At 72.5% G+C, this 19,017-nt stretch carries 19 protein-coding genes; 9 read left to right on the top strand and 10 right to left on the bottom strand.

Annotation, left to right across the window (positions count from 1 at the left end):
* Positions 1-64: 64 nt before the first annotated feature.
* Entirely contained in the window at positions 65-934 is an 870-nt protein-coding gene (locus tag QF032_RS20870; RefSeq protein WP_306950643.1) for a polysaccharide deacetylase family protein, read from the bottom strand.
* A gap of 284 nt (positions 935-1,218) precedes the next feature.
* Here QF032_RS20870 and QF032_RS20865 point away from each other — a divergent pair, with 284 nt between their 5' ends.
* Entirely contained in the window at positions 1,219-1,683 is a 465-nt protein-coding gene (locus QF032_RS20865; protein WP_307044686.1) for a pentapeptide repeat-containing protein, read from the top strand.
* Positions 1,684-1,715: 32 nt separating this feature from the next.
* On the opposite strand, the gene QF032_RS20860 is transcribed toward QF032_RS20865, so the two are convergent.
* On the bottom strand, positions 1,716-3,293 hold the full coding sequence (locus QF032_RS20860; RefSeq protein ID WP_307057024.1) for a carbohydrate-binding protein: 1,578 nt from the start codon (positions 3,291-3,293) through the stop codon (positions 1,716-1,718).
* Positions 3,294-3,667: 374 nt separating this feature from the next.
* Here QF032_RS20860 and QF032_RS20855 point away from each other — a divergent pair, with 374 nt between their 5' ends.
* Positions 3,668-4,699 (top strand): SCO2400 family protein, encoded by a 1,032-nt coding sequence (locus QF032_RS20855; RefSeq protein WP_444875852.1) that lies wholly within the window; start codon positions 3,668-3,670, stop codon positions 4,697-4,699.
* Positions 4,700-4,807: 108 nt separating this feature from the next.
* Here the strand turns inward: QF032_RS20855 and QF032_RS20850 are convergent, their stop codons facing one another.
* The gene (locus QF032_RS20850; protein ID WP_307044679.1) at positions 4,808-5,170 is read right to left on the bottom strand and encodes a DUF952 domain-containing protein; all 363 of its coding nucleotides are present in this window, start codon (positions 5,168-5,170) and stop codon (positions 4,808-4,810) included.
* A 455-nt stretch (positions 5,171-5,625) separates the two neighbouring features.
* Here QF032_RS20850 and QF032_RS20845 point away from each other — a divergent pair, with 455 nt between their 5' ends.
* On the top strand, positions 5,626-5,829 hold the full coding sequence (locus QF032_RS20845) for a cold-shock protein (protein WP_057577999.1): 204 nt from the start codon (positions 5,626-5,628) through the stop codon (positions 5,827-5,829).
* Between the two features lie 104 nt (positions 5,830-5,933).
* Positions 5,934-7,493: a DEAD/DEAH box helicase gene (locus QF032_RS20840; protein ID WP_307057020.1), complete on the top strand. Its 1,560-nt coding sequence runs from the start codon at positions 5,934-5,936 to the stop codon at positions 7,491-7,493.
* A gap of 232 nt (positions 7,494-7,725) precedes the next feature.
* Here the strand turns inward: QF032_RS20840 and QF032_RS20835 are convergent, their stop codons facing one another.
* The 3 genes from QF032_RS20835 to QF032_RS20825 form a co-directional block, all read right to left on the bottom strand.
* The gene (locus tag QF032_RS20835; protein ID WP_307057018.1) at positions 7,726-8,895 is read right to left on the bottom strand and encodes a sensor histidine kinase; all 1,170 of its coding nucleotides are present in this window, start codon (positions 8,893-8,895) and stop codon (positions 7,726-7,728) included.
* Between the two features lie 370 nt (positions 8,896-9,265).
* Positions 9,266-10,645: an LCP family protein gene (locus QF032_RS20830; RefSeq protein ID WP_444875769.1), complete on the bottom strand. Its 1,380-nt coding sequence runs from the start codon at positions 10,643-10,645 to the stop codon at positions 9,266-9,268.
* A 255-nt stretch (positions 10,646-10,900) separates the two neighbouring features.
* A complete protein-coding gene (locus QF032_RS20825; protein WP_307057016.1) occupies positions 10,901-11,392 on the bottom strand; it encodes a hypothetical protein in 492 nt (163 codons plus the stop codon).
* Positions 11,393-11,772: 380 nt separating this feature from the next.
* Between QF032_RS20825 and QF032_RS20820 the strand changes: the two genes are divergently transcribed.
* Positions 11,773-12,939, top strand: coding sequence for a glycoside hydrolase family 26 protein (locus QF032_RS20820; RefSeq protein ID WP_307050209.1), 1,167 nt, complete (start codon positions 11,773-11,775; stop codon positions 12,937-12,939).
* The gene (locus QF032_RS20815; RefSeq protein WP_307044671.1) at positions 12,852-13,715 is read left to right on the top strand and encodes a M23 family metallopeptidase; all 864 of its coding nucleotides are present in this window, start codon (positions 12,852-12,854) and stop codon (positions 13,713-13,715) included. The genes QF032_RS20820 and QF032_RS20815 overlap by 88 nt, the downstream gene beginning before the upstream one ends.
* On the opposite strand, the gene QF032_RS20810 is transcribed toward QF032_RS20815, so the two are convergent.
* Complete coding sequence (locus QF032_RS20810) at positions 13,675-14,163, bottom strand: DUF7144 family membrane protein (RefSeq protein ID WP_307044669.1); 489 nt, start codon at positions 14,161-14,163, stop codon at positions 13,675-13,677. The two genes, QF032_RS20815 and QF032_RS20810, sit on opposite strands and share 41 nt — an antisense overlap.
* A 216-nt stretch (positions 14,164-14,379) precedes the next feature.
* Here QF032_RS20810 and QF032_RS20805 point away from each other — a divergent pair, with 216 nt between their 5' ends.
* Positions 14,380-14,934 (top strand): hypothetical protein, encoded by a 555-nt coding sequence (locus tag QF032_RS20805; RefSeq protein WP_307044667.1) that lies wholly within the window; start codon positions 14,380-14,382, stop codon positions 14,932-14,934.
* Positions 14,935-15,139: 205 nt separating this feature from the next.
* Here the strand turns inward: QF032_RS20805 and QF032_RS20800 are convergent, their stop codons facing one another.
* The gene (locus QF032_RS20800) at positions 15,140-15,844 is read right to left on the bottom strand and encodes a DUF6445 family protein (protein WP_306950619.1); all 705 of its coding nucleotides are present in this window, start codon (positions 15,842-15,844) and stop codon (positions 15,140-15,142) included.
* 189 nt (positions 15,845-16,033) lie between these two features.
* On the opposite strand from QF032_RS20800, the gene QF032_RS20795 reads away from it, so the two are divergent.
* A complete protein-coding gene (locus tag QF032_RS20795) occupies positions 16,034-16,288 on the top strand; it encodes a hypothetical protein (protein ID WP_306950617.1) in 255 nt (84 codons plus the stop codon).
* A gap of 109 nt (positions 16,289-16,397) precedes the next feature.
* Here QF032_RS20795 and QF032_RS20790 read toward each other — a convergent pair whose 3' ends face one another.
* Positions 16,398-17,237, bottom strand: a complete 840-nt coding sequence (locus QF032_RS20790; RefSeq protein ID WP_307057013.1) for an MOSC domain-containing protein — start codon at positions 17,235-17,237, stop codon at positions 16,398-16,400.
* 28 nt (positions 17,238-17,265) lie between these two features.
* Positions 17,266-17,934, bottom strand: coding sequence for an O-methyltransferase (locus QF032_RS20785; RefSeq protein WP_307057011.1), 669 nt, complete (start codon positions 17,932-17,934; stop codon positions 17,266-17,268).
* Between the two features lie 204 nt (positions 17,935-18,138).
* Here QF032_RS20785 and QF032_RS20780 point away from each other — a divergent pair, with 204 nt between their 5' ends.
* A complete protein-coding gene (locus QF032_RS20780) occupies positions 18,139-18,951 on the top strand; it encodes a DUF4142 domain-containing protein (protein WP_307060322.1) in 813 nt (270 codons plus the stop codon).
* Positions 18,952-19,017 lie beyond the last annotated feature (66 nt).

Raw genomic sequence — 19,017 nt, 5'->3', positions numbered from 1 at the left:
CGGCCCAGGACAGCCGGGCCGCCCCGGGCCGAGTCGTCGGGGTGGGCCCTGAGCGGTCCCGGTCCTACAGGTAGTCCTCGAGGCGGGCGACGGTGAAGCCCTGTTCCTGGATGTGGCGCAGCAGGTTGGCCGTCATCTCGGTCATCGTCGTGCCCTTGAGCTCGGACGGTCCGCGGAAGTGGGCCAGGATGATGTCGCCCGGGTGGAGTTTCTTGTCGCCGCGCTGGTACTGCATGTTCGTGATCTGCATGGACTCGCGCCACAGCACGATCGCCTCGAGGCCGCAGGACGCCGCCGCGGCCCGGGTGTCCTCGTTCCAGTTGCCGTAGGGCGGGCGCAGCAGCCTGGGCGTGGTGCCGTACTCGGCCTTGAGCTTGGTCTGCTGGCCGCAGATCTCCCGCTTCTGGGCGCTCGCGCCCAGGGTGCGCAGGTTCGGGTGGGTCAGGGTGTGGTTCTGGACGCCGTCGCCGAGGTGCTGGAGCGGCTTGAAGTAGCCGTAGTCGGCGCGGATGGCGGCGTCCGTCAGGAACATCGTGAAGGGGATCTTCAGTTCCCGCATCATCGTCACGAACTTCGGGTCCTTCTCGGCCCCGTCGTCGAACGTGAGGAAGACGATCTTCTGCTGGGTGGGTATCTCGCTGATCACCGGTACCCCGCCGCCCTCGGCCGTCGGCCGGGACGGCTTGGTCGCGGGGGGCGCGGGCGGCGCGGCGAGCGGCTTCAGCCCCCACTTGCGGTAGGCGGCGGCGGTGGCCGACTTCGTGTCCGCCCGCGCGCCCGCCTCGCCCCGGCCGGCCCGCTCGGACGATGCCGAGGCGTCCGGGGCGGCGGAGGAGGACGAGGAGTCCGCGCGGGATTCGGTCGTGCAGCCCGTCGCCAGGCCCGCCGTCAAAAGGAGGCAGGCCAGCGCCGCCCCCCTGATCCGCCTGTCCACCGCGCGCCCACCCCATGTCGTTCCGTGCGTTCACCTGTTCGCGTGCTTCGCCCTTCTTGACGACGAACAGATGTCCGGGGTTCCGCCGTCCCCTCGGATGTCACGCACCTCACCGGAAGGGGCTTCGACCGTCCCCGCCCCGCTCTTCGCAGCGGAACCGGCCGTCCTGGCGACTGCGTCCCCGGCGCCGGCCCGGTCGGACGCCGCAACGACCGCCGCCCCTTCGGCCGGCTCACGGCATATCGGCGTGCCCGCCCGCCCCCGCGTCCGGCACGCTGGCCTCCATGACCACCCGCCCCAGCGCGAGGAACCGACTCGCGGCACTGCCTCGCTCCACGTCCCTCACCGCCGAGGACTTCGCCGGTCAGGACCTGGTCTCCGCCCTCCTGGCCCCCCTGCGGTTCACCCGCTGCTCGTTCGCGGGAGCCGACCTGCGCCACGCAGACCTGGACCGCTGCAGTCTGAAGTTCTGCGATCTACGCCACGCGGACCTGCGCGGCGCCTCCTTGCGCGGGACGCGCCTGGCCGGCTGCGACCTGAGGCACGCCGACCTCCGCGACGCCGATCTCACCGGCGCCGTGCTCGGATCGGTGAACACCGGCATTCCCCCGCACGGCCTCACCGACCTCACCGGAGCGCGTTTCGAGCGCGCGGTCCTGCGCGACGTCCGGCTGGAGGGGGTCACGGGAGAGCCCTCCTGGTTTCCGGGACAGCGGAGCAGGCCCGGGTCCTCCTCGACCGGGGCCTGATCCGTGCGCGGAGACGGCGTCGGCCGTGCCCGTTACAACGTCACCTGCCTGCCTCCCAGCGTCACGACCAGGCGGCCGTCCGAGGCGAAGGACCAGCCGAGGGCGCCCGAGTACGAGGCGCACCGGCTGCCGTTGGAGCCCGTCCAGAACTGGTTGGAGCCGTCCGCGTCGCCGACGGTCTTGTCGTTCGAGCCGCTCACCGCGAACCGGCAGGAGGTGTTGCCGCGGAAGACCGAGGTCCCGGCGTCCCACGAGTAGTTGCGCTGGGCGTTGTCGACGCTCAGGTTGTTCGACACCGCCATGGAGCCCGGGTTGCTGTTGTAGGTGAACCCGTGCTTGCCGTTGTGGAAGGCGATGCTGCGCCGCACGACGTGGTTCACGGCGATGTCGTCGCCGCCGAGCTTGTAACCGTTGCGGTCGCCGTTGGAGTTCACGGTCCCGTCGGAGAGGGTGCCGTTGTTGTAGGAGAGGGAGTCCTCGACGGTCACCGGGCCGATGGCTCCGGTGTCGGTCTTGGTGTAGAGGTCCCAGCCGTCGTCGATGTTGTTGTGCGAGACGGCGTACCGGAACACGTTTCCGGTGCCGGTGGTGAGCTTCGCGGCGAAGCCGTCGGCGTCCTCGCCGTCGGCGTCGGCGTTGTCGTGCGACTCGGCGCTCAGGATCAGGTTGCGGGCCGGCCACTGGGCGGCGGGCGTGGTGGAGGCGATCCGGCCGAGCTGGAGTCCCGTGTCGCGGTTGTAGCGGGTCACCGTGCGCTCGATGACGTTGTCGCTGCCGCCGACGTAGATCCCGTTGTCCCCGGCGCGTTCCACGACGAGACCCTTGACGTGCCAGTACGACCCGAACAGCTGAAGCCCGCGGTTGCTCGAACTCTCGCTCTGCGCCGAGAAGTTCAGCACCGGCGTCTCACCCGGGTAGGCGGCCAGCGTGGTGCGGGCGGACGCGGTGCCGTTGCTGGTGGCCGGGACGGTCACCGTCGACCCGTAGGCGTACGTGCCGCCGCGCAGGTAGATGGTCCCGCCGGCGGCGACCCGGCTGATCGCCGAGGTGAGGGTGGTCGGCGCGGACTGGGTGCCGGCCGCGCCGTCGGTGCCGCCCGGGGCGACGTAGAGCGCGGAGCCGGCCGGCGGTGTCGTGGTGCCCGACACGTCGGCGTCGAGACGGTCGACGTTGGGCAGTCCGGCGGACGTGGTGGGGCTGAGCCGGACCGTGTTGGCGCCGGCGTTCAGCGACACGGTGAGCGTCTTGGTGGCCCACGTCGACCAGGCGCCGGTGGCCTCGAAGGACGGCGTCTGCACGGTGGTGCCGTTGACGACCAGCGAGGCCGGGCGGGCGGCCGTGGCGCCGTTGGCGAAGCGGACGCTCAGCGTCGCCGTGCCGGCCGTGGCCGCGTTGACGGTGAACTGGGCGTATCCGCCGGTCGAGTTGGCCCCGTTGCAGAATCCGCTGCCCGAGTACCCGGTCCAGTCGGAGTCGATGGTGCCGGAGCAGAGCGCCGGGGAGGCCTCGGCCTCGTAGCGGGTGGTGGCGGCCTGGGCGGTGGTGCCGGACAACGCGACGAGCGCGCCTGCCACCAGGCCGGCGCAGGCGATGACGGGTCTCACAAGCATGTCGTTCTCTCCATCTCCAGGACGGTGCGGGTCGTCTGCCAGAGGTACGGAAAGCGCTTTCTCCGGGAAGCTAGGGCGTTGCCCTGAGCACGTCAATAGACGCGTACATGATTTCTGTTCACATGGATGTACAGGCGGGCGGCGGGGACGCCGCAAAAGCCCGATGCGGACCCGGGGTGGACCCGGGGTGGACCACGACCCGGGCGCGCGCGCACCGCATGCCGACATCCCTCAACACATTCGCGCAGGAGCATCACACAGGCTGCACACAGTCCTCCGCACGACTCGTTAGCGTGGCCGTTCGACCTCCCGTGCGAACGTGATCAGGTCGCGGCCAGGGCGGAGCGACGGCACGGCAAACAGGAAGACCGCAGATGGACTACTGCTCCTCGTGTCGTCGGCATCTCAACGGAGCCCTGGTGTGTCCAGGGTGTGGCGCCTACGCCCCGGACATCGCCCCCGTCCCGACCCACGGACACGCCGTCGGGGCCGGGACCGCAGGGACGACGTCGCCGTACGCGGCCACCGCGCACTTCACCCCCGCGTCTTCCACCCCCGCGCCCGTCACCGCCGCCCCCCTGGCCGGGCCGCTCCCCGAACGCGTTCCGGCGCGCGTTCCCGACCGGGCTCTCGACGTCGCCCTCGGTCTCGACGCCGACGCCTACCCCGACGTCGACCTCACGAGCGAGACGGCCTCGTCGGCCGTCGCGGCGGTGTCCGCGGCGCCGCAGGGCCGGGCGGCACGGCGGCGGCAGCTGGCCCGCTGGAAGAAGAACCAGCGGCGGGCCGTGGTCGTCACAGCCGTCACGCTCGTCAGCGGGCTGGCGGTCGCCGCGCTGGAGCGGCAGAACGGCGACCGGACCCAGGCGGCCTCGGCGCCGGAGACCCCCACCGCCGCCGGCGGCGAGGAACCGACCCTGGAGCACACCGTCCCCACGGTGAGCCGGTCCGACGGCCACCGCAACGCGCCGTCGGCCGCCTCCCCCCGGCAGTCGCCGGCCACCGGGCACGCCCGGAAGCAGGACACCCCGGCGGACAGCCGCCCGGACTCCGCCGCGGCACCCGCCGGCACGACGGCGCTGTCCACGCCGGAGACCTCGGGACAGCAGCGGGGACACGGATCGTCGGCCTACAGCTCGACGGTCGGCGCCCTGACCGGCACGGCCGGGCAGCAGTCCTCCGACTCGGCCACGACCGGCGGTTCGGGCTCCTCGACGTCGGGCTCGGGTTCGGGCTCGGGCTCCGACGCGGGCACCGCCTCCGGCACGGGCTCGAACTCGTCGTCCTCGTCCGCCTCTTCGGGTGCGTCGTCCTCGTCGTCCGGGACAGGTTCCGGCACGGGGTCCGGCACGGCGGTCACCTCGCCGTCCGACGTCTGCCTGCTGGGCCTGATCTGCCTCAGCTGACCTCGTTCGCCGCGGAGGGCCCGCGCCGGAGCCGGAACCCGCGGCCGGTGTCGGGTGGGGCGACGTCGACCGGCGTCCGTCGGGCGGCCGGTGTCGGGTGAGGCGACGTCAGCCGAGGTCCGCCAGGCCCGTCGCGCGGCCGTCCGCGTCCCAGCGGACCTCCAGGACGCGCACCACGGCGTCCCGGTCGAGCGGTCCGAACACGTGCGGGAACAGGGTGCCGGGGGAGACCCCGGGCGGCGGAGCGGGGTCGGCCGCCTCCCACGCACACCTCGCGGAGAGCCGTTCCTCGTCGAGGACCAGCGCCAGCAGGGGCCGGGAGCCGCTCCGGTAGAACGCGTTGACGACCGCGAGCGTGGTCTCCACGTCGGGCGAGCAGTGCACGAACCCGTCCTCGGCGAGCGAAGCGGGCGCGTAGGGCCGGCCGGCTTCGGCGTTCCACTCGTCCGGGTGCACTACGTGATAAATCATCATCCGTTTATACAACGGCGCCCGCCACGACACCCGCACAGCACCGGTACAGCACTCGTCGAGCACTCCTAGGGCGCACGGAGACCCCCTCCCGGCCTATTCGTCCTCCCCGACTCGATCGAACGCGCACTCGAATCCCGGTCTTCTCCGCGGTGGGCTCCTCCGACGGCCGAAGGTCTGGCTGCCGGTGCGGTCGGCCTGCCGCGAGAAGGGCCCTCGCCTCCTGAGTACGGGTACTCGACACGACGCGTACCGGAACCCGGAAAACCGTCCCGGCCCCCCATCCCGACCTGTGCTACCGTGAGAAAAGTGGCAGTTTCGGTTACCAGAGGCTTCAGAGTGCTCTTTCGACCTTCCGTCGACGGGCACTCTTTTTGTTTTTGGGGCTTTTCTGATGCTGCGACACCGGTTCCGCAAGGTGCGGGCACCGGGCATTGCCCCAAAGGAGATACAGCATGGCATCTGGCACCGTGAAGTGGTTCAACTCGGAAAAGGGCTTCGGCTTCATCGAGCAGGAGGGTGGCGGCCCGGACGTCTTCGCCCACTACTCGAACATCGCCACGTCCGGCTTCCGTGAGCTTCAGGAAGGCCAGAAGGTCACCTTCGACGTGACGCAGGGCCAGAAGGGCCCGCAGGCGGAGAACATCCTCCCCGCCTGAACCGTCGTCTGAGTCTGTTTCAAGCGGACGACACGACCGGGGCCCGCACTCCTGAGTGCGGGCCCCGGTTCATGGCGTCCGGCAGTTTTCGAGAAAGGCACCGGATGAACCGCAACAGCTCGGTCCGCTCCCGTACGGACCGGCGCCAGGGCGCGCCCTCCCGTACGGCCAAAGCCGGGCGGAGCGGACGCGGGAGCCGACCCGCCGCGTCCGGCGGCGAGTTCGCGGTGCCGGTGACCGTCACCCCGGCGCTGCCGCCGGTCGAGGCGTTCGCCGAACTCGACATGCCCGAGCGGCTGCTGGCCGCGCTCGACACCGAGGGCGTCACCACGCCGTTCCCGATCCAGGGCGCGACGCTGCCGAACTCGCTGGCCGGCCGGGACGTCCTGGGCCGTGGCCGCACCGGCTCCGGAAAGACCCTCGCCTTCGGCCTCGCCCTGCTCGCCCGCACCGCGGGACAGCGCGCCGAGCCCCGCCAGCCGCTGGCCCTCGTCCTCGTCCCCACCCGGGAACTGGCCCAGCAGGTCGACGACGCCCTCACCCCCTACGCCCGCGCGCTGCGCCTGCGCATCGCCACCGTCGTGGGCGGACTGTCCATCGGCCGGCAGGCGAACGCCCTGCGCGGCGGCGCCGAAGTCGTCGTCGCCACCCCCGGACGCCTCAAGGACCTCATCGACCGCGGTGACTGCCGGCTCGACCAGGTCGCCGTCACCGTCCTCGACGAGGCCGACCAGATGGCCGACATGGGCTTCATGCCGCAGGTGACGCGACTGCTCGACCTGGTGCGCCCCGACGGGCAGCGGCTGCTGTTCTCGGCGACGCTGGACCGCAACGTCGACCGCCTGGTGCGCAACTACCTGCACGACCCCGTCGTCCACTCCGTCGACCCGTCCGCGGGCGCGGTGACCACGATGGACCACCACCTGCTGCACGTCGAGGACGAGGACAAGCACGCCACGACGACCGAGATCGCCGCCCGCGACGGCCGGACGATCATGTTCCTGGACACCAAGCACGCGGCGGACCGGCTCGCCAAGAAGCTGCTGGCGGTCGGCGTCCGGGCGGCGTCCCTGCACGGCGGCAAGTCCCAGTCGCAGCGCACCCGCACGCTGACCCAGTTCAAGGACGGGCACGTCCGGGTGCTGGTCGCCACCAACGTGGCCGCCCGCGGCATCCACGTCGACAACCTCGACCTCGTCGTCAACGTCGACCCGCCCGGCGACCACAAGGACTACCTGCACCGCGGCGGCCGCACCGCCCGCGCCGGCGAGTCCGGCACCGTCGTCACCCTCGTCCTGCCGCACCAGCGCCGTGAGATGACCCGCCTGATGGCCGACGCCGGCATCACCCCGCAGACCACCCAGGTCCGCTCCGGGGGCACCGAGCTGAACCGGATCACCGGCGCGCAGACGCCGTCCGGCGTGCCCGTCGTGCTCACCCCGCCGCCCACCGCGCAAGCCCGGCCCGCCCGCAAGAACACGGCCCGTGGGGGCGGTTCCGAACGCGGCGGCTCCGAGCGCGGCGGTGCCCAGCGCGGCACCTCCGAGCGCGGCGGTGCCCAGCGCGGCACCTCCGAGCGCGGCGGGTCGGCCTCCCGCCCCCGCCGGCCCGCACAGGGTCGCCGGCGCTCCCCCGCCAAGGGCAGCGGCACGGGCGGACGCTGAGGGCACGGCCGGGCCCGGCCGGCGCCGGGGCCCGCCGGGCTCACGCCCTGGCGTCCTCCGCCAGGGTGTGCGCGACCAGCGCGTTGGCGTGACCGTGGCCCATGGCGTGACCGTGGCCCATGGCGTGCTCCGTCTTCAGCCAGTGATCGCGGCGCGGACGCGCGCGAACATGACTTACGTCACCCCCGCCTGTTCCCCGCGCGTACGACCGCCGGGACCGCCCCGCCCGTGTTCAGCGGGCCGGAAAGAGGGCGCGGACCTGCCATCCGTGGCCGGCCGGCAGCGGGCCGGTGCTCAGGTCGCCGCCCAGCGCCGTGACCCGCTCCCGCAGACCCACCAGGCCGAAGCCGCCACCGCGGGCCTCGGCGGGCAGGGGAGCGCCGCCGCGGCCGTCGTCGACCACGGTGACGTCGAGCCGCTCGCCGTCGAGCCCGAGGCGGACGGTGACGGCGGAGGCGTCCGCGGCGTGCCGCCGCACGTTCGTCAGCGCCTCCTGGACGACGCGGAAGGCGGCGGCCTGCACCTCGTGCGGGAGGTTGTCGGGGACGGCGGGGGAACGGTGGAGGACGACCCGTCGGCCGGGATCTCCCCCGAAGTTCTCGACGAGGCCGGTGATGCCGGCCAGGTCGCCGACGGGCCGCCGGTCGGCCTCGGGGGTGTCCCGCAGGACGCCGACCGTGCGCCGCATGGAGGCGAGCGCCTCGGTGGCCGCGCGTTCGATGCCGGCGAGGACCGGGTCGAGCTGTTCGGCCCGCTCGGGCCCCACGCTCGTCATCATGCGCGCCACCTGCGTCTGCACGAGGATCCCGGTGACGTGGTGGGCCACGAAGTCGTGCAGGTCGGCGGCGATGGCGAGGCGTTCCTCGCGGCGGGTGTCGTCGACGGCGACGGTGCGGCGGTAGTCGAGCGAGCGCAGGTAGGCGGCGAGCGAGCCGACGAGCAGGACGAACACCAGCCCCACGACGATGTACGCGAGCCCCGCGCCGTCCTGGGACCACAGCGGCCAGAACTGGCGGCACGGCGTGGCGAGGAAGGCGAGCGCGTCCAGCGCGGCGCACGCGACGAGCCGGTTCGGCGGGCAGTGCCGTACGGCGACGAAGAGCAGGCACAGCAGGATCACGAGCTCACCCGGCCCGAAGGGGGCCGTACGGTCCCGGACGACCGCGGCGGCCGTGTACAGGGCGGACAGCAGGGCGGGCACGGCGGTGCGCAGCTGCGGGGTGAGCCACGCGGGGCGGCGCGAGGCGGGCCACAGCACCGCGGTCAGGCCGACGGCGAGGAGGACCGCCTGACCCCACGGGCTGCCCTCCTCGCCGGCGATCATCAGGTCCAGGACGCAGGCCGCCAGCAGCGCGCCGACGGCCGCGCCCCGTGCACTGCCTCGTAGCCAGGCTGATCTCATGCCGTTCACGGTAGGCGCAGACACGGCGGGCGGTATCGGCCGAACGGTCGAGGCGGCGGGGCCGGGGCCGCGGATACCGGCGCGCCGACAGGTCCCGCTGTTCGTGCACACGTGCCGCGCGCCGGCAGGTCCCCGTGCCGTACCCGGCGGGGGAACGCGAACGAGCCCCACCCCGTGGAACACGGGATGGGGCTCGTTCCGATGGAGCGCCGGGCAGGCCTTGCACCTGCATTTCCCCGCAGGAAGCGGGGCGTCTTTCCTTGGACCACCAACGCAGAGGTCGTTCACCGTTTTTGTTTCCGGTGACCGGCTCAAGATCAACCTTACCCCATTTCCGGAGCCTTGTTGACCAAGAAGAGCCGAGAAGCGGTCAGGCGACGTCCTCGACCTTCAGTTCCGGTCCGACGACCAGGGTGACGACGCCTGCGGCGGCCGAACCGTCCGCCGTGGGGCGCAGGTTGGGCAGCCGGGACGCGAGGACGGCGGCCTTGCTCTCGAGCCCCGACGGATAGGTGACGGTCGTCCTGGCCACCGTCCCGGGGGCGTTGCCCGTGCCGGTGACGGTGTAGCCGGCCTTCCTCAGCTTCTCCGCGACGGCCGCCGCGCGACCCGGGACGCCGGTGCCGTTCAGTACCTGGACCCGCACGCTGGAGGCGTACACCACGTTCTTCTTCGACGCGTCCAACCGCGCCTTGGTGACCTCCTGGTCCTTGGCCAGGGAGGTGAACAGGTCGGCGGCCTGCGGGTACTGCCACACGACGTTGGCCTTGTCGGTGGGCTGGTCGGCGACGCGCCCGTAGTTGGGCACGGTGAGGAAGCTCAGACGGTCGCTCGGGATGCCCTTGAGCTCGTCCGCGAGCCCGTACAGCGGCTTGATGCCGGCCATGTCGGGGTCGGTGGTGAGGGACTTGGTGACCGACTGGAGGAAGCCGTACATCGCGTCGGGGCTGGTGAGCTTGGACTTGGCCTTCCTGGCCAGGGCGTCCATGAACTCCTGCTGCCGCCCGATGCGTCCGATGTCGGAGCCGTCGCCGACGCTGTAGCGGGTGCGGACGTATCCCAGCGCCTTCTCACCCTTGACGGTCTGACACCCCGCCTCCAGGTCCAGATGGGCCTTCTCGTCGTGGATGGCCTGCTTCGGGCAGACCTCGATGCCCTCCAGCGCGTCGACCATGCCCTTGAAGCCGGAGAAGTCGACCGACATGAAGTGGTCGATGCGCAGACCGGTGTTGGCCTCGACGGTCTTGATGGTGCACGCGGCGGCCTCGCCGACCTTGCCGTTGCTGCCGCCGATGGCGAAGGCCTCGTTGATCTTGAAGTGGTGCGGGGAGGACGACGTGCCGTCGCCCTTCTCGCACCCGGGTATCTCCACCCACGAGTCACGCGGGAACGACACGACCGAGGCCCACTTACGGTCGGCCGGTATGTGCAGCACCATCAGCGTGTCGGACTGCATGGTGGTCAGGTCCTTGCCGTACTTGGCGTTGGCGCCGTCACGGCTGTCGGACCCGACGACCATGATGTTCTTCGAGCCGGGGCTGAGGTTCTGCGGCCGGTCGCCGCCCAGCTTGTCGTCCACCTCGGCGGCGGTGATGTTGTCGTTGAGGTCGTACCAGATCCACGCGGCGGTCCCGCCGGCCCCGAGGAGGAGGACGGCGCTCACCCCCGCGCCCCAGGCGACGACGCGCCCGCGCCGGGTCAGCCGCGTCCCGCCGGACCGGCCCGCCGGCCCGCTTCCTCGCACCGGCACCTGCCCACGCCTTCTCGTTCCGCTCACCGGCGCTCGCCCCTCCCCCTCGACCGTTCCACCCCGTACACCGTGCTCGGATCGCCGGCGTCGATCGCCGCCCAACGTCGGAACCCTACACACGTGCAGGAATACGTCCGAGAAGGCACTGTCGCCTCACAAGACCCCCAACTCCCCACTTCCGGTTGCCTCACCCACCCCACCGCCGGGGCGACGGCGACGTCCTCGACGCCGACAGCATGGCCGACGGGGCACCGGTCAAGGGGCCGGACGGCTCGGCTCCAGGCACGTGTGACCGTCGTCCGGCAGGCCCAGCACGTGCAGCGTCGGCTCGCCGTCCTCGGGGACGACGAAGGTGAAGGCGGCCCGCGTCGACGGGACCCGCAGGGTGCGCTGGTCACGGAAGGTGAGGCCGGGGTCCAGCTCCCAGGGGCAGGCCGCGCGGTCCAGGGCGGCCACGACCTCCGCGTGGGTCGGCTCGCCGGGGAACGTGCCCGCGTGGCCGGGCAGGACGACCGTGTCGGTCCAGGTCTGCACGGACACCATCCGCACCTCACGGCACGGGCAGACGAACACCTCCAGGTCGCCGTAGCCGAAGAGGCGGGACCGGCGGCGGCTGCGGCGGCTCATCGGGACCACCTCGCGCGGCTCGCCCAGGGCCGCCGTCACGTCGTCCCAGGAGGCGCCGATGTGCACCGGGCCCAGGCGGGCGGTCAGGGCGACGGCGGCGAGGAGGTCGGCGAGCGTCATCGGCGGAGCGTCGCAGCAGGTCGGGGCCGCTGTCCAGCCGATTGTCCGCCTGCCGGTCCGCCGGTCCGCCTCGGCGGGCGCCTCCGTGGCCGCAACGGGCCGGTGCGACCGGTGACGTCGGTGCCACGGTGGGCCGCGCTCGGAGTGGTTGCGCCGTCGGTTGCGCCGTCGGTTGCTCCGTCGGTTGCGCCGTCGGTTGTTCTGGTCGGCCGTTCGTTCGTGGGTTGCCGTGGGGAGGGGCGAGGTTGGCCGGGAGGGGGGTCCCGTCCGGGTGGTTGTGGGGCGAGTTCGGGGTGAGGAGGGGGCGGGGGCGTCATCCTGTGCCGGTGTTCCGCTCCCCGCGCGCCCTCCATGTCCTGAGCACGCTGCTCGCCGCCCTCGTGCTGCTGGCCGGGCCCGCGTGCGTGCCCGTCGGGCGGGGGACCGGGGCGGCACCCGGGGCGTTCGGGGCGTACGTCGGGTACGACGACGCCGGGGTGCGGCGGATCGCCGGGCTGGACGAGTGGCTGGGCGTCGCCACGCCCCGGGTCGGGCACGCGTATCTGCCCGGCGACCGGTGGAGCAACATCGAGGGGGCGCCCGGCTACCTGGAGTACTGGGCACGGTGGCGGCAGGAGCGCGCCGACCGGATGTTCGTGCTCAACGTGCCGATGCTGGAGGGGACCGAGGACCACGTGTCCGACGCGGCCGTGCGGGAGGAGCTGCGCAGGGGGGCGCGCGGCGACTACGACGGCCACTTCCGGGCGCTGGCCCGGCGGCTCGTCGGGCTCGGGCTGCCGGACACGGTGCTGGTGGTGGGCTGGGAGATGAACGGGACCACGTACACCCATCGGTGCGGGCCCGATCCGCAGGCCTGGAAGCGGTACTGGGTGAGGATCGCGGAGGCCGTGCGATCGGTGCCGGGCGGGCGGCGGTTCCGGTTCGAGTTCACGCCCAGCCGGGGACGCGACGCCGTCCCCTGGACCGCGTGCTATCCGGGCGACGCGCACGTCGACGTCGTCGGCATGGACGCCTACGACCAGCCCGCCGGCATGTCCTTCGCGGAGCAGGTCGCCGAGCCCTACGGCCTGGCCGCGCACGTCCGGTTCGCGCGGGCGCACGGCAAGCCGGTGTCGTATCCCGAGTGGGGGCTGTTCCGCAACGGCGACGACCCGAAGTACATGCGCGGCATGCTCGACTGGTTCGCCGAGCACCGGCCGCTGTACCAGACCATCAGCGACTACTGTCCGCACGGCGTGTGGCGGTGCGCCGACAACCCCCGCTCCTCGGCCGTCTACCGCTCCCTGGTGGGCGCGGGGGCCGGACCGGCCGCGAGCGCGAGGACGGGGGCGGAGGCGGGGGCGAGGACGCGGCCGGAGGCAGGGCCGGGGGCGGGGCGGCGGGGCCGTTCGGCTGAACCTGGGGAGCCCGTCCGGCCGGGTGCCGCCCTCGGACGCGTCGCCGGTCCGATGATCCGGAAATGGGACGAGAACATCATGCGCGCTTCCCGCGGACGCGGGCGCGCCTCAGCGCCGCGACCGGGGCCGCCCTCCTCGCCCTCCTGGTGACGGCGCTCGCCGCCCTGCCCGCCGCGGCGGGGGGCGACGGAGACCGCCACCGGGCCGTCCGTGCCGTCCGCGTCCACGAGCAGGCGCGTGAGCGGGTCGACCGGCTGCGCGAGGCCGACGCCCTGCCCGCGGCCCTCGAAGAGGCCGAAGAGCGCCGAAAAGCCGTCCGCGACGACCTGTGGGACCTGCTGTGGGCGGGGGCCAGGGAGACCGGCGACCCGGTCGCCGTCGACCCCTCCGGGCGCGCGGGCCACTGTCCGTTCGGGGAGCGCAGCCGCGCGCCCGAGCGGCGCTCCTCCGCCTGGACGGCCCCGACCCGCCGCTACTGGCTCTCCGCCGGCTACGCCGCGAAGGGCTCCCGCTGGGCCCGCCGCCACACCGGCCAGGACTTCGCGGTGGACTCCGGCACCCCGGTGTACGCCGTCGGCTCCGGCGTCGTACGCGTCACCACCTGCGGGGACGGCTTCGGCAACCAGGTCCTGGTGCGGCATCAGGACGGCTACTTCACGCAGTACGCCCATCTGTCCCGCATCGACGTGCGCCGGGGCCAGCGGGTGGCGGCCGGCCAGCGCCTCGGACTGTCCGGCGCGTCCGGCAACGTCACCGGCCCGCATCTGCACTTCGAGGTGCGGATCACCCCGTACCTGGGGTCCCAGGTGCCGCCCCTGCCGTGGCTGCGCCGCAAGGCCGTGCGGGTGTCCGGAGCACCGGCGCTCCCCTGGCTTCCGGACCGGCCTAGGCCTGGAGAGGGCGGTAGGAGGCCAGGGCCCAGATGACGAAGACGTCGATGGCGATCTGGATGACCGCCCACACCGGTGCGTACGGCAGGAACAGGAACTGCAGGATCAGGCTCAGCGACGCCAGCACGATGCCGCTGATCCGGGCCCACTCCGCCTTCTCCACCCCCATCAGCAGCCCCCAGCCGGTCGCCGTGGCCACGATGCCCACGATCAGCAGGACCCAGCCCCAGCCGGTGAGGTTCATCTCGTAGACGTAGCTCCCGACCCGGGAGTAGACGTCGTCCTCGGCGATCGCGGCGATGCCCTGGAAGACGGCGAGGACTCCGCTGACGAACATCAGCACGCCGCCGAAGACGACCCCGCCGGCGGCCAGTCCGCCGCCGGCCGGGGGCGAGGTCCAGGCCGGCGTGCCGGTGCCCTGGTGGGACGGGTCCCACACCGGGGACCCGTGCGACGACGGCTGGGAGTGCGGCTGGTCGCTCATGGGGTTACCCCGTCTCTGTCTCGGCGACTGTCCCTCGACCATCCGTCCGGGTGGGAGCCGCCACCACGGGTGGTGCGCCGTTCGGGTGGGCCGGCATGCGGGCGGGACGGTCCGCGCCTTCACTGGAGATCCCGCGGACCGCGCACGACCCCCGACCCACCCGTGACCCGACCCGTGAACGACCCGCGACAGACCCGCGAGCGATCTGGAGGCGTGATGGCAGCGAACCGCAGGAGCCGGAAGAGGGGGCCCCGTCCGGCGGCGGTGCGGGGCGGCGCGGCCCTGCTGACGGGGCTCGCCGCAGTCAGCGCGCTCACCGCGCTCACCGGCTGCTCGGGGGACGACAGCCCGTCCTCCGTGGCCAGCAAGGCGGCCTCCGCCGCGCAGTCGGTGGGCGCTCAGGCCACCGCCGCCGCCTCCTCGCTCGCCTCGGAGGCCTCGGAGGCGTTCTCGTCGGCGACCGCGGAGGTGGGCCGCAAGCTCGACGGGATCGAGGGCGGCGTCGACGCCAAGGGCGACGTGAAGCTCGGCACGCCGACCGCCGACGGCGACCGCAGCGCGGTCGAGGTGACGGTCGAGAACAGCGTCGACTCGACGAAGTCCTTCGCCGTCGAGGTGGACTTCAAGGACTCCGGCGGCAAGCTGCTCGACTCCGTGCTCGTCACCGTCACCGACGTCCCGGCCGGCAAGACCGCCAAGGCCATCGCCCGCAGCCACCGCGCACTCTCCGGCGAGGTGAAGGCGGAGGCGGCCCGGGCGGTGCGGTACTGACGCGGTCCGGGGAGACGTCCGGCCCGCCCGCCGAACCGCTCCTGCTCGGTCCGCTGCCGCGCGAGATCGCCGCGGACCCGCGCCATCTCCCCGAGCTGCGCCGACGCGGTGTCCACGCCCGCGCCGTTGTGGCGCAGGGCCGTCCTGTGCGCCCTGGTCATGCGCGTGGCCCGGCTGCTCGGTCTCCGGCGGGAGGGCGGGCGCGTCAGGCCATCCAGAAGAAGACGGCCGTCATGCGCTTCTCCTCGAGCGTGGTGCCGGAGTAACCGGTCGCGCTGTGCACGAGGTTGGCGTTGTAGAGGAGCAGGCGGTTGTGCCGGTGCGGCACCCGTACGTCCTCCTCGAAGGCGTCCGGCGCGACGAACCGGGTGCCGAGGGCCTCGACGAGGTTGTTGTGCGGGGCCTGGACGACGTTGCCGCCGAGCCGCCCGCCCGGCAGTGACTGCCGGTAGAAGCTGGTGCCGCAGTCCTTGGGGACGGCCGGGTTGAGGTACAGCACGGCCGCGTACCGGCACAGCGCCCGCGAGTCGGAGTGCGGGCGCGGGGCGCTCTCCCCCTCACCCACGACCTGGACGCAGTTGTGGTTGAGGGTGCCGCCGCCCGGCGCCTGCTGCACCCACAGTTTCCGCGCCCCCGTCGCCCCGCGCACCAACCGCTCCACCCGGTCGAGTTCACCGGGTTCGAGACCGGGCATGGTGCGCAGTCCGGGCCAGCTCTCCGAGGTGTACGGATGGCCCATGACCCAGTCGTCCTTGGCGAGACAGCGCGCACGGATCGCGGCGGCGTCCGGCTCGGGGAAGACGTCGTCGATCACCCAGTAGTCCCGCCCCTTGGTGGGTTTGCGGTAGGGGAGGACCGGGAGCGTGGCGGCAGCCCTCGCGGGCTGATGGGGCCGCTGTGGCATGGACATGCAGCGAATCTAGGTCGGGGCATCCTCATGACTCGCCCTCCCGTTCGTCCGGACTCCGCCGTGAAGCGGTCAACGTTTCACCGGGGCGGTCAACGGTTGGCCAATTGCCTTCACATCACGCACACATGAACTCCCGGAATTGTGGCGTCCGTCACAGCAGGTGCGGGCCGGGGGTGCTGAAGTAGCCGGATGATCGGTCTCGTCATCCGCGTGCTCCCGTTCTGGGTGCGCGAACCCCTGCTCGTCGCCTTCGGCGTCCTCTTCAGCGGCTTCCTCTTCTATGCGGCCGTCCGGGACGGCGAGTGGCAGATGGCCGCCATCGGAGCGGCCGTCGTCCTCTTCACCGCGATCCGCGTGCACACCATCAACCGCGCCCTCCAGGAACGCCGCCAGACGAAGGCCATGGACGGTACGAAGCACGTCCGGCACGCCGAGGGCGTCTAGGAAGTCCGGGTGCCCCGGGCGTACGGGGCGTCCGCCGCGTACGGGGCTTCCGCCGCGTTCCAGGCATCCCCGGGTACGTGACGTCAGCGGCGTCCCGGATGCGCTCGGGTCAGGGTCCGACGGCCGGCCCGGAACGCACCGCCACCTCGTCGCCCACCGCTATCCTCCCCGGCCGACGGACCTGGAAGTAGGCGCCGAAGGCGATGCCGCCGGCGTCCGCCCGGCGGTAGTCCCCCAGGGTGCGCAGGGGTTCCGGACCGGCGCGGCGGCCGGTGCGCTGGTCGACCATGGTGATGGCGCAGCGGATCGTGTCCTCGGTGAAGGCCAGTTCCGTGCCGGCGACGGCGAGGCGGGCGGCGCGGTCCTCGGTGTGGGGGTCGTCCCAGCCGTCCACGACGAGGTTGGGGCGGAAGCGGTTCATCGGCAGCGGGGCGGCTCCCCGGGCGGCGAGGCGGCGGTTCAGGGCGTCCAGGCTGGCGCGCGAGACGACGTGCAGACGGTGGGCGTTGCCCGCCGGCGACGGGACGAGGGTGCTCGGGACGCCCAGGAACTCCGTGAGCCAGGCGTGCACGTTCGGACTGTCGGCCCGCACCGGGTCCCGGCCCGGGGCGCGCAGCGTCACCTCGCCGTCGCTCGACTCCGGGGAGATCAGCGCCATCCGGGGGTCCCCCCACTGCCAGCGCAGCTCGCCCTTCTCGTCGGCGATCGCGTAGGCGCGGTCGTGCGGCAGACCGGTCGACGTCAGCGTCGCCTCGGTGAGCGACGTCCCCGCGCAGCCCTTCACCGGGTAGTACGTGATCTCCGTCAGCCGTACGGTGCTCATCCCCATGTCCCCGCCCTCCATGTCCCCGCTCCCCATGTCCCCGCCCTCCATGTCCCCGCTCCCCATGTCCCCGCCCTCCGTGTCCCCGCTCCCCATGTCCCCGCCCTCCGTGTCCCCGCTCCCCATGTCCCCGCCCTCCGTGTCCCGTCGCGTCTCAGTCCGTCACCAGTGCCAGCACGAAACCGTCGTACCCCTTCTCGCCCACCGTCTGCACCGCGGTGGCCGTCAACTTCGGGTGCCGCGAGATCAGTTCGGTAAAGGTGCGGACACCCTGGACGCGCGGGTCGCTGCTCGCCGCGTCCGTCACCGCGCCCTCGCGCACCACGTTGTCGCCGACGATGACGCTGCCGGGGCGGGTCAGTCGCAGCGCCCACTCCAGGTAGAGCGGGTTGGACGGCTTGTCCGCGTCGATGAAGACCAGGTCGAACCCCTCGTCGCCGAGCTCCGCCGCGAGGAGCGGCAGCGTGTCCGACGCCTTGCCCACCCGCAGGTCCACCACGCCCCCGCATCCCGCCCTCGCGATGTTCGCCGCCGCCGTTCGCGCGTGCCGTTCGTCCGACTCCAGCGTCACCAGACGGCCGTCCTCGGGCAGGGCGCGGGCGAGCCAGAGGGTGCTGTAGCCGCCGAGGGTGCCGATCTCCAGGATCGTGCGGGCGCCCCGGAGGCGGGCGATCAGGTGCAGCAGCTTGCCCTGGTTCGGCGCCACCTGATGGGGCGGCAGACCGGCGGCCTCACTGCCTTCCCCGGCCGCGCGCAAGGCGTCGTCCTCCTCCACCAGCAGGTCGTTGAAGTAGGCGTCGACGGCGGTCCAGGTCTGCTGCACGGCAGGGTCCCCTCTCGATCCGGTGAGTTCCTTTTGGGAACTTACTCGCTCGCCCTGTGCACGGTCCATCAACTTTCTGGCGGACCGGATGAGTCCGAACGGCACCGCGTGCGTACTTCTCTACGTCCGGGTCCCCACCGGGCGACGACACGACGGCGGATTCCCCGACGGGCAGGAGGAACGGTGGCACTTTCGCGCAACATGATGGGAACTATTTTCGTGGGGGGCGCGCTCACCCTGACCCTCAGCGCCCTCGCGTACCCGTCGATGCTCGGCCTGGACACCGTGTCGACCTCGGGTGACCGGATCATCGCCAACACGCAGTGGGGACCGTTGACCGAGGGCGACAGAGACTTCGTGGTGAAGGTCCGGGCCGCCGGACTGTGGGAGTACCCACTGGGCCAGCTCGGGCTCCAGAAGAGCCAGACCCCGGCCATCCGCACCGCCAGCAACCACCTGATCGACGGTCACGGCGCGCTGGACACCAGCTGCCGCAAGATCGCGCCGATGCTGAACATCCAGCTGCCCAACGTGGCCAGCCCGCAGCAGGAGGGCTTCGTCACCCAGCTGAAGGCGGAGAGCGGCAAGCAGTTCGACACCGACTTCGCCAACATCCTGCGCATGACGCACGGTTCGATCTTCAACACGATCGCCAAGATCCGGTCGACGACGAAGAACACGCTCGTCCGCGCCCTCGCCGACCAGGCCAACGACACGGTGCTGGACCACATCACGGTGATGGAGAAGACCGGTCTGGTCGACTTCGACACCACGCTGTTCAACCAGACCACGCCGCCCAAGCTGCCCCAGTCGGACATGACCCCTCCGGTCCCGCCGGCCGGCCAGCCCATGGTCGTCCTCAATCCGCCCCCGACCGCCACCTCCACCCCGCTGGACCTCAGTGGCGTCGTGAACGGCAACCCCCAGCCCGGAAACGGCCAACCCGGAAACGGCCAGCCTGGCAACGGCCAACCCGGCAACGGCCAACCCGCCGGCCAGCCCGGCACCAGCCAGTAGCCGCGCCGGCGGCGTGGGCCGGCGGCCCACGCCGTCAGGGCGGCCGAGGCGAGCGTGCGTGCCAGG

This window comes from Streptomyces achromogenes, from assembly GCF_030816715.1.
GTDB lineage: Bacteria > Actinomycetota > Actinomycetes > Streptomycetales > Streptomycetaceae > Streptomyces > Streptomyces achromogenes_A.
The sequence above is the reverse complement of the archived record's forward strand: the minus strand, read 5'-3'. Positions and strand labels throughout refer to the sequence as shown.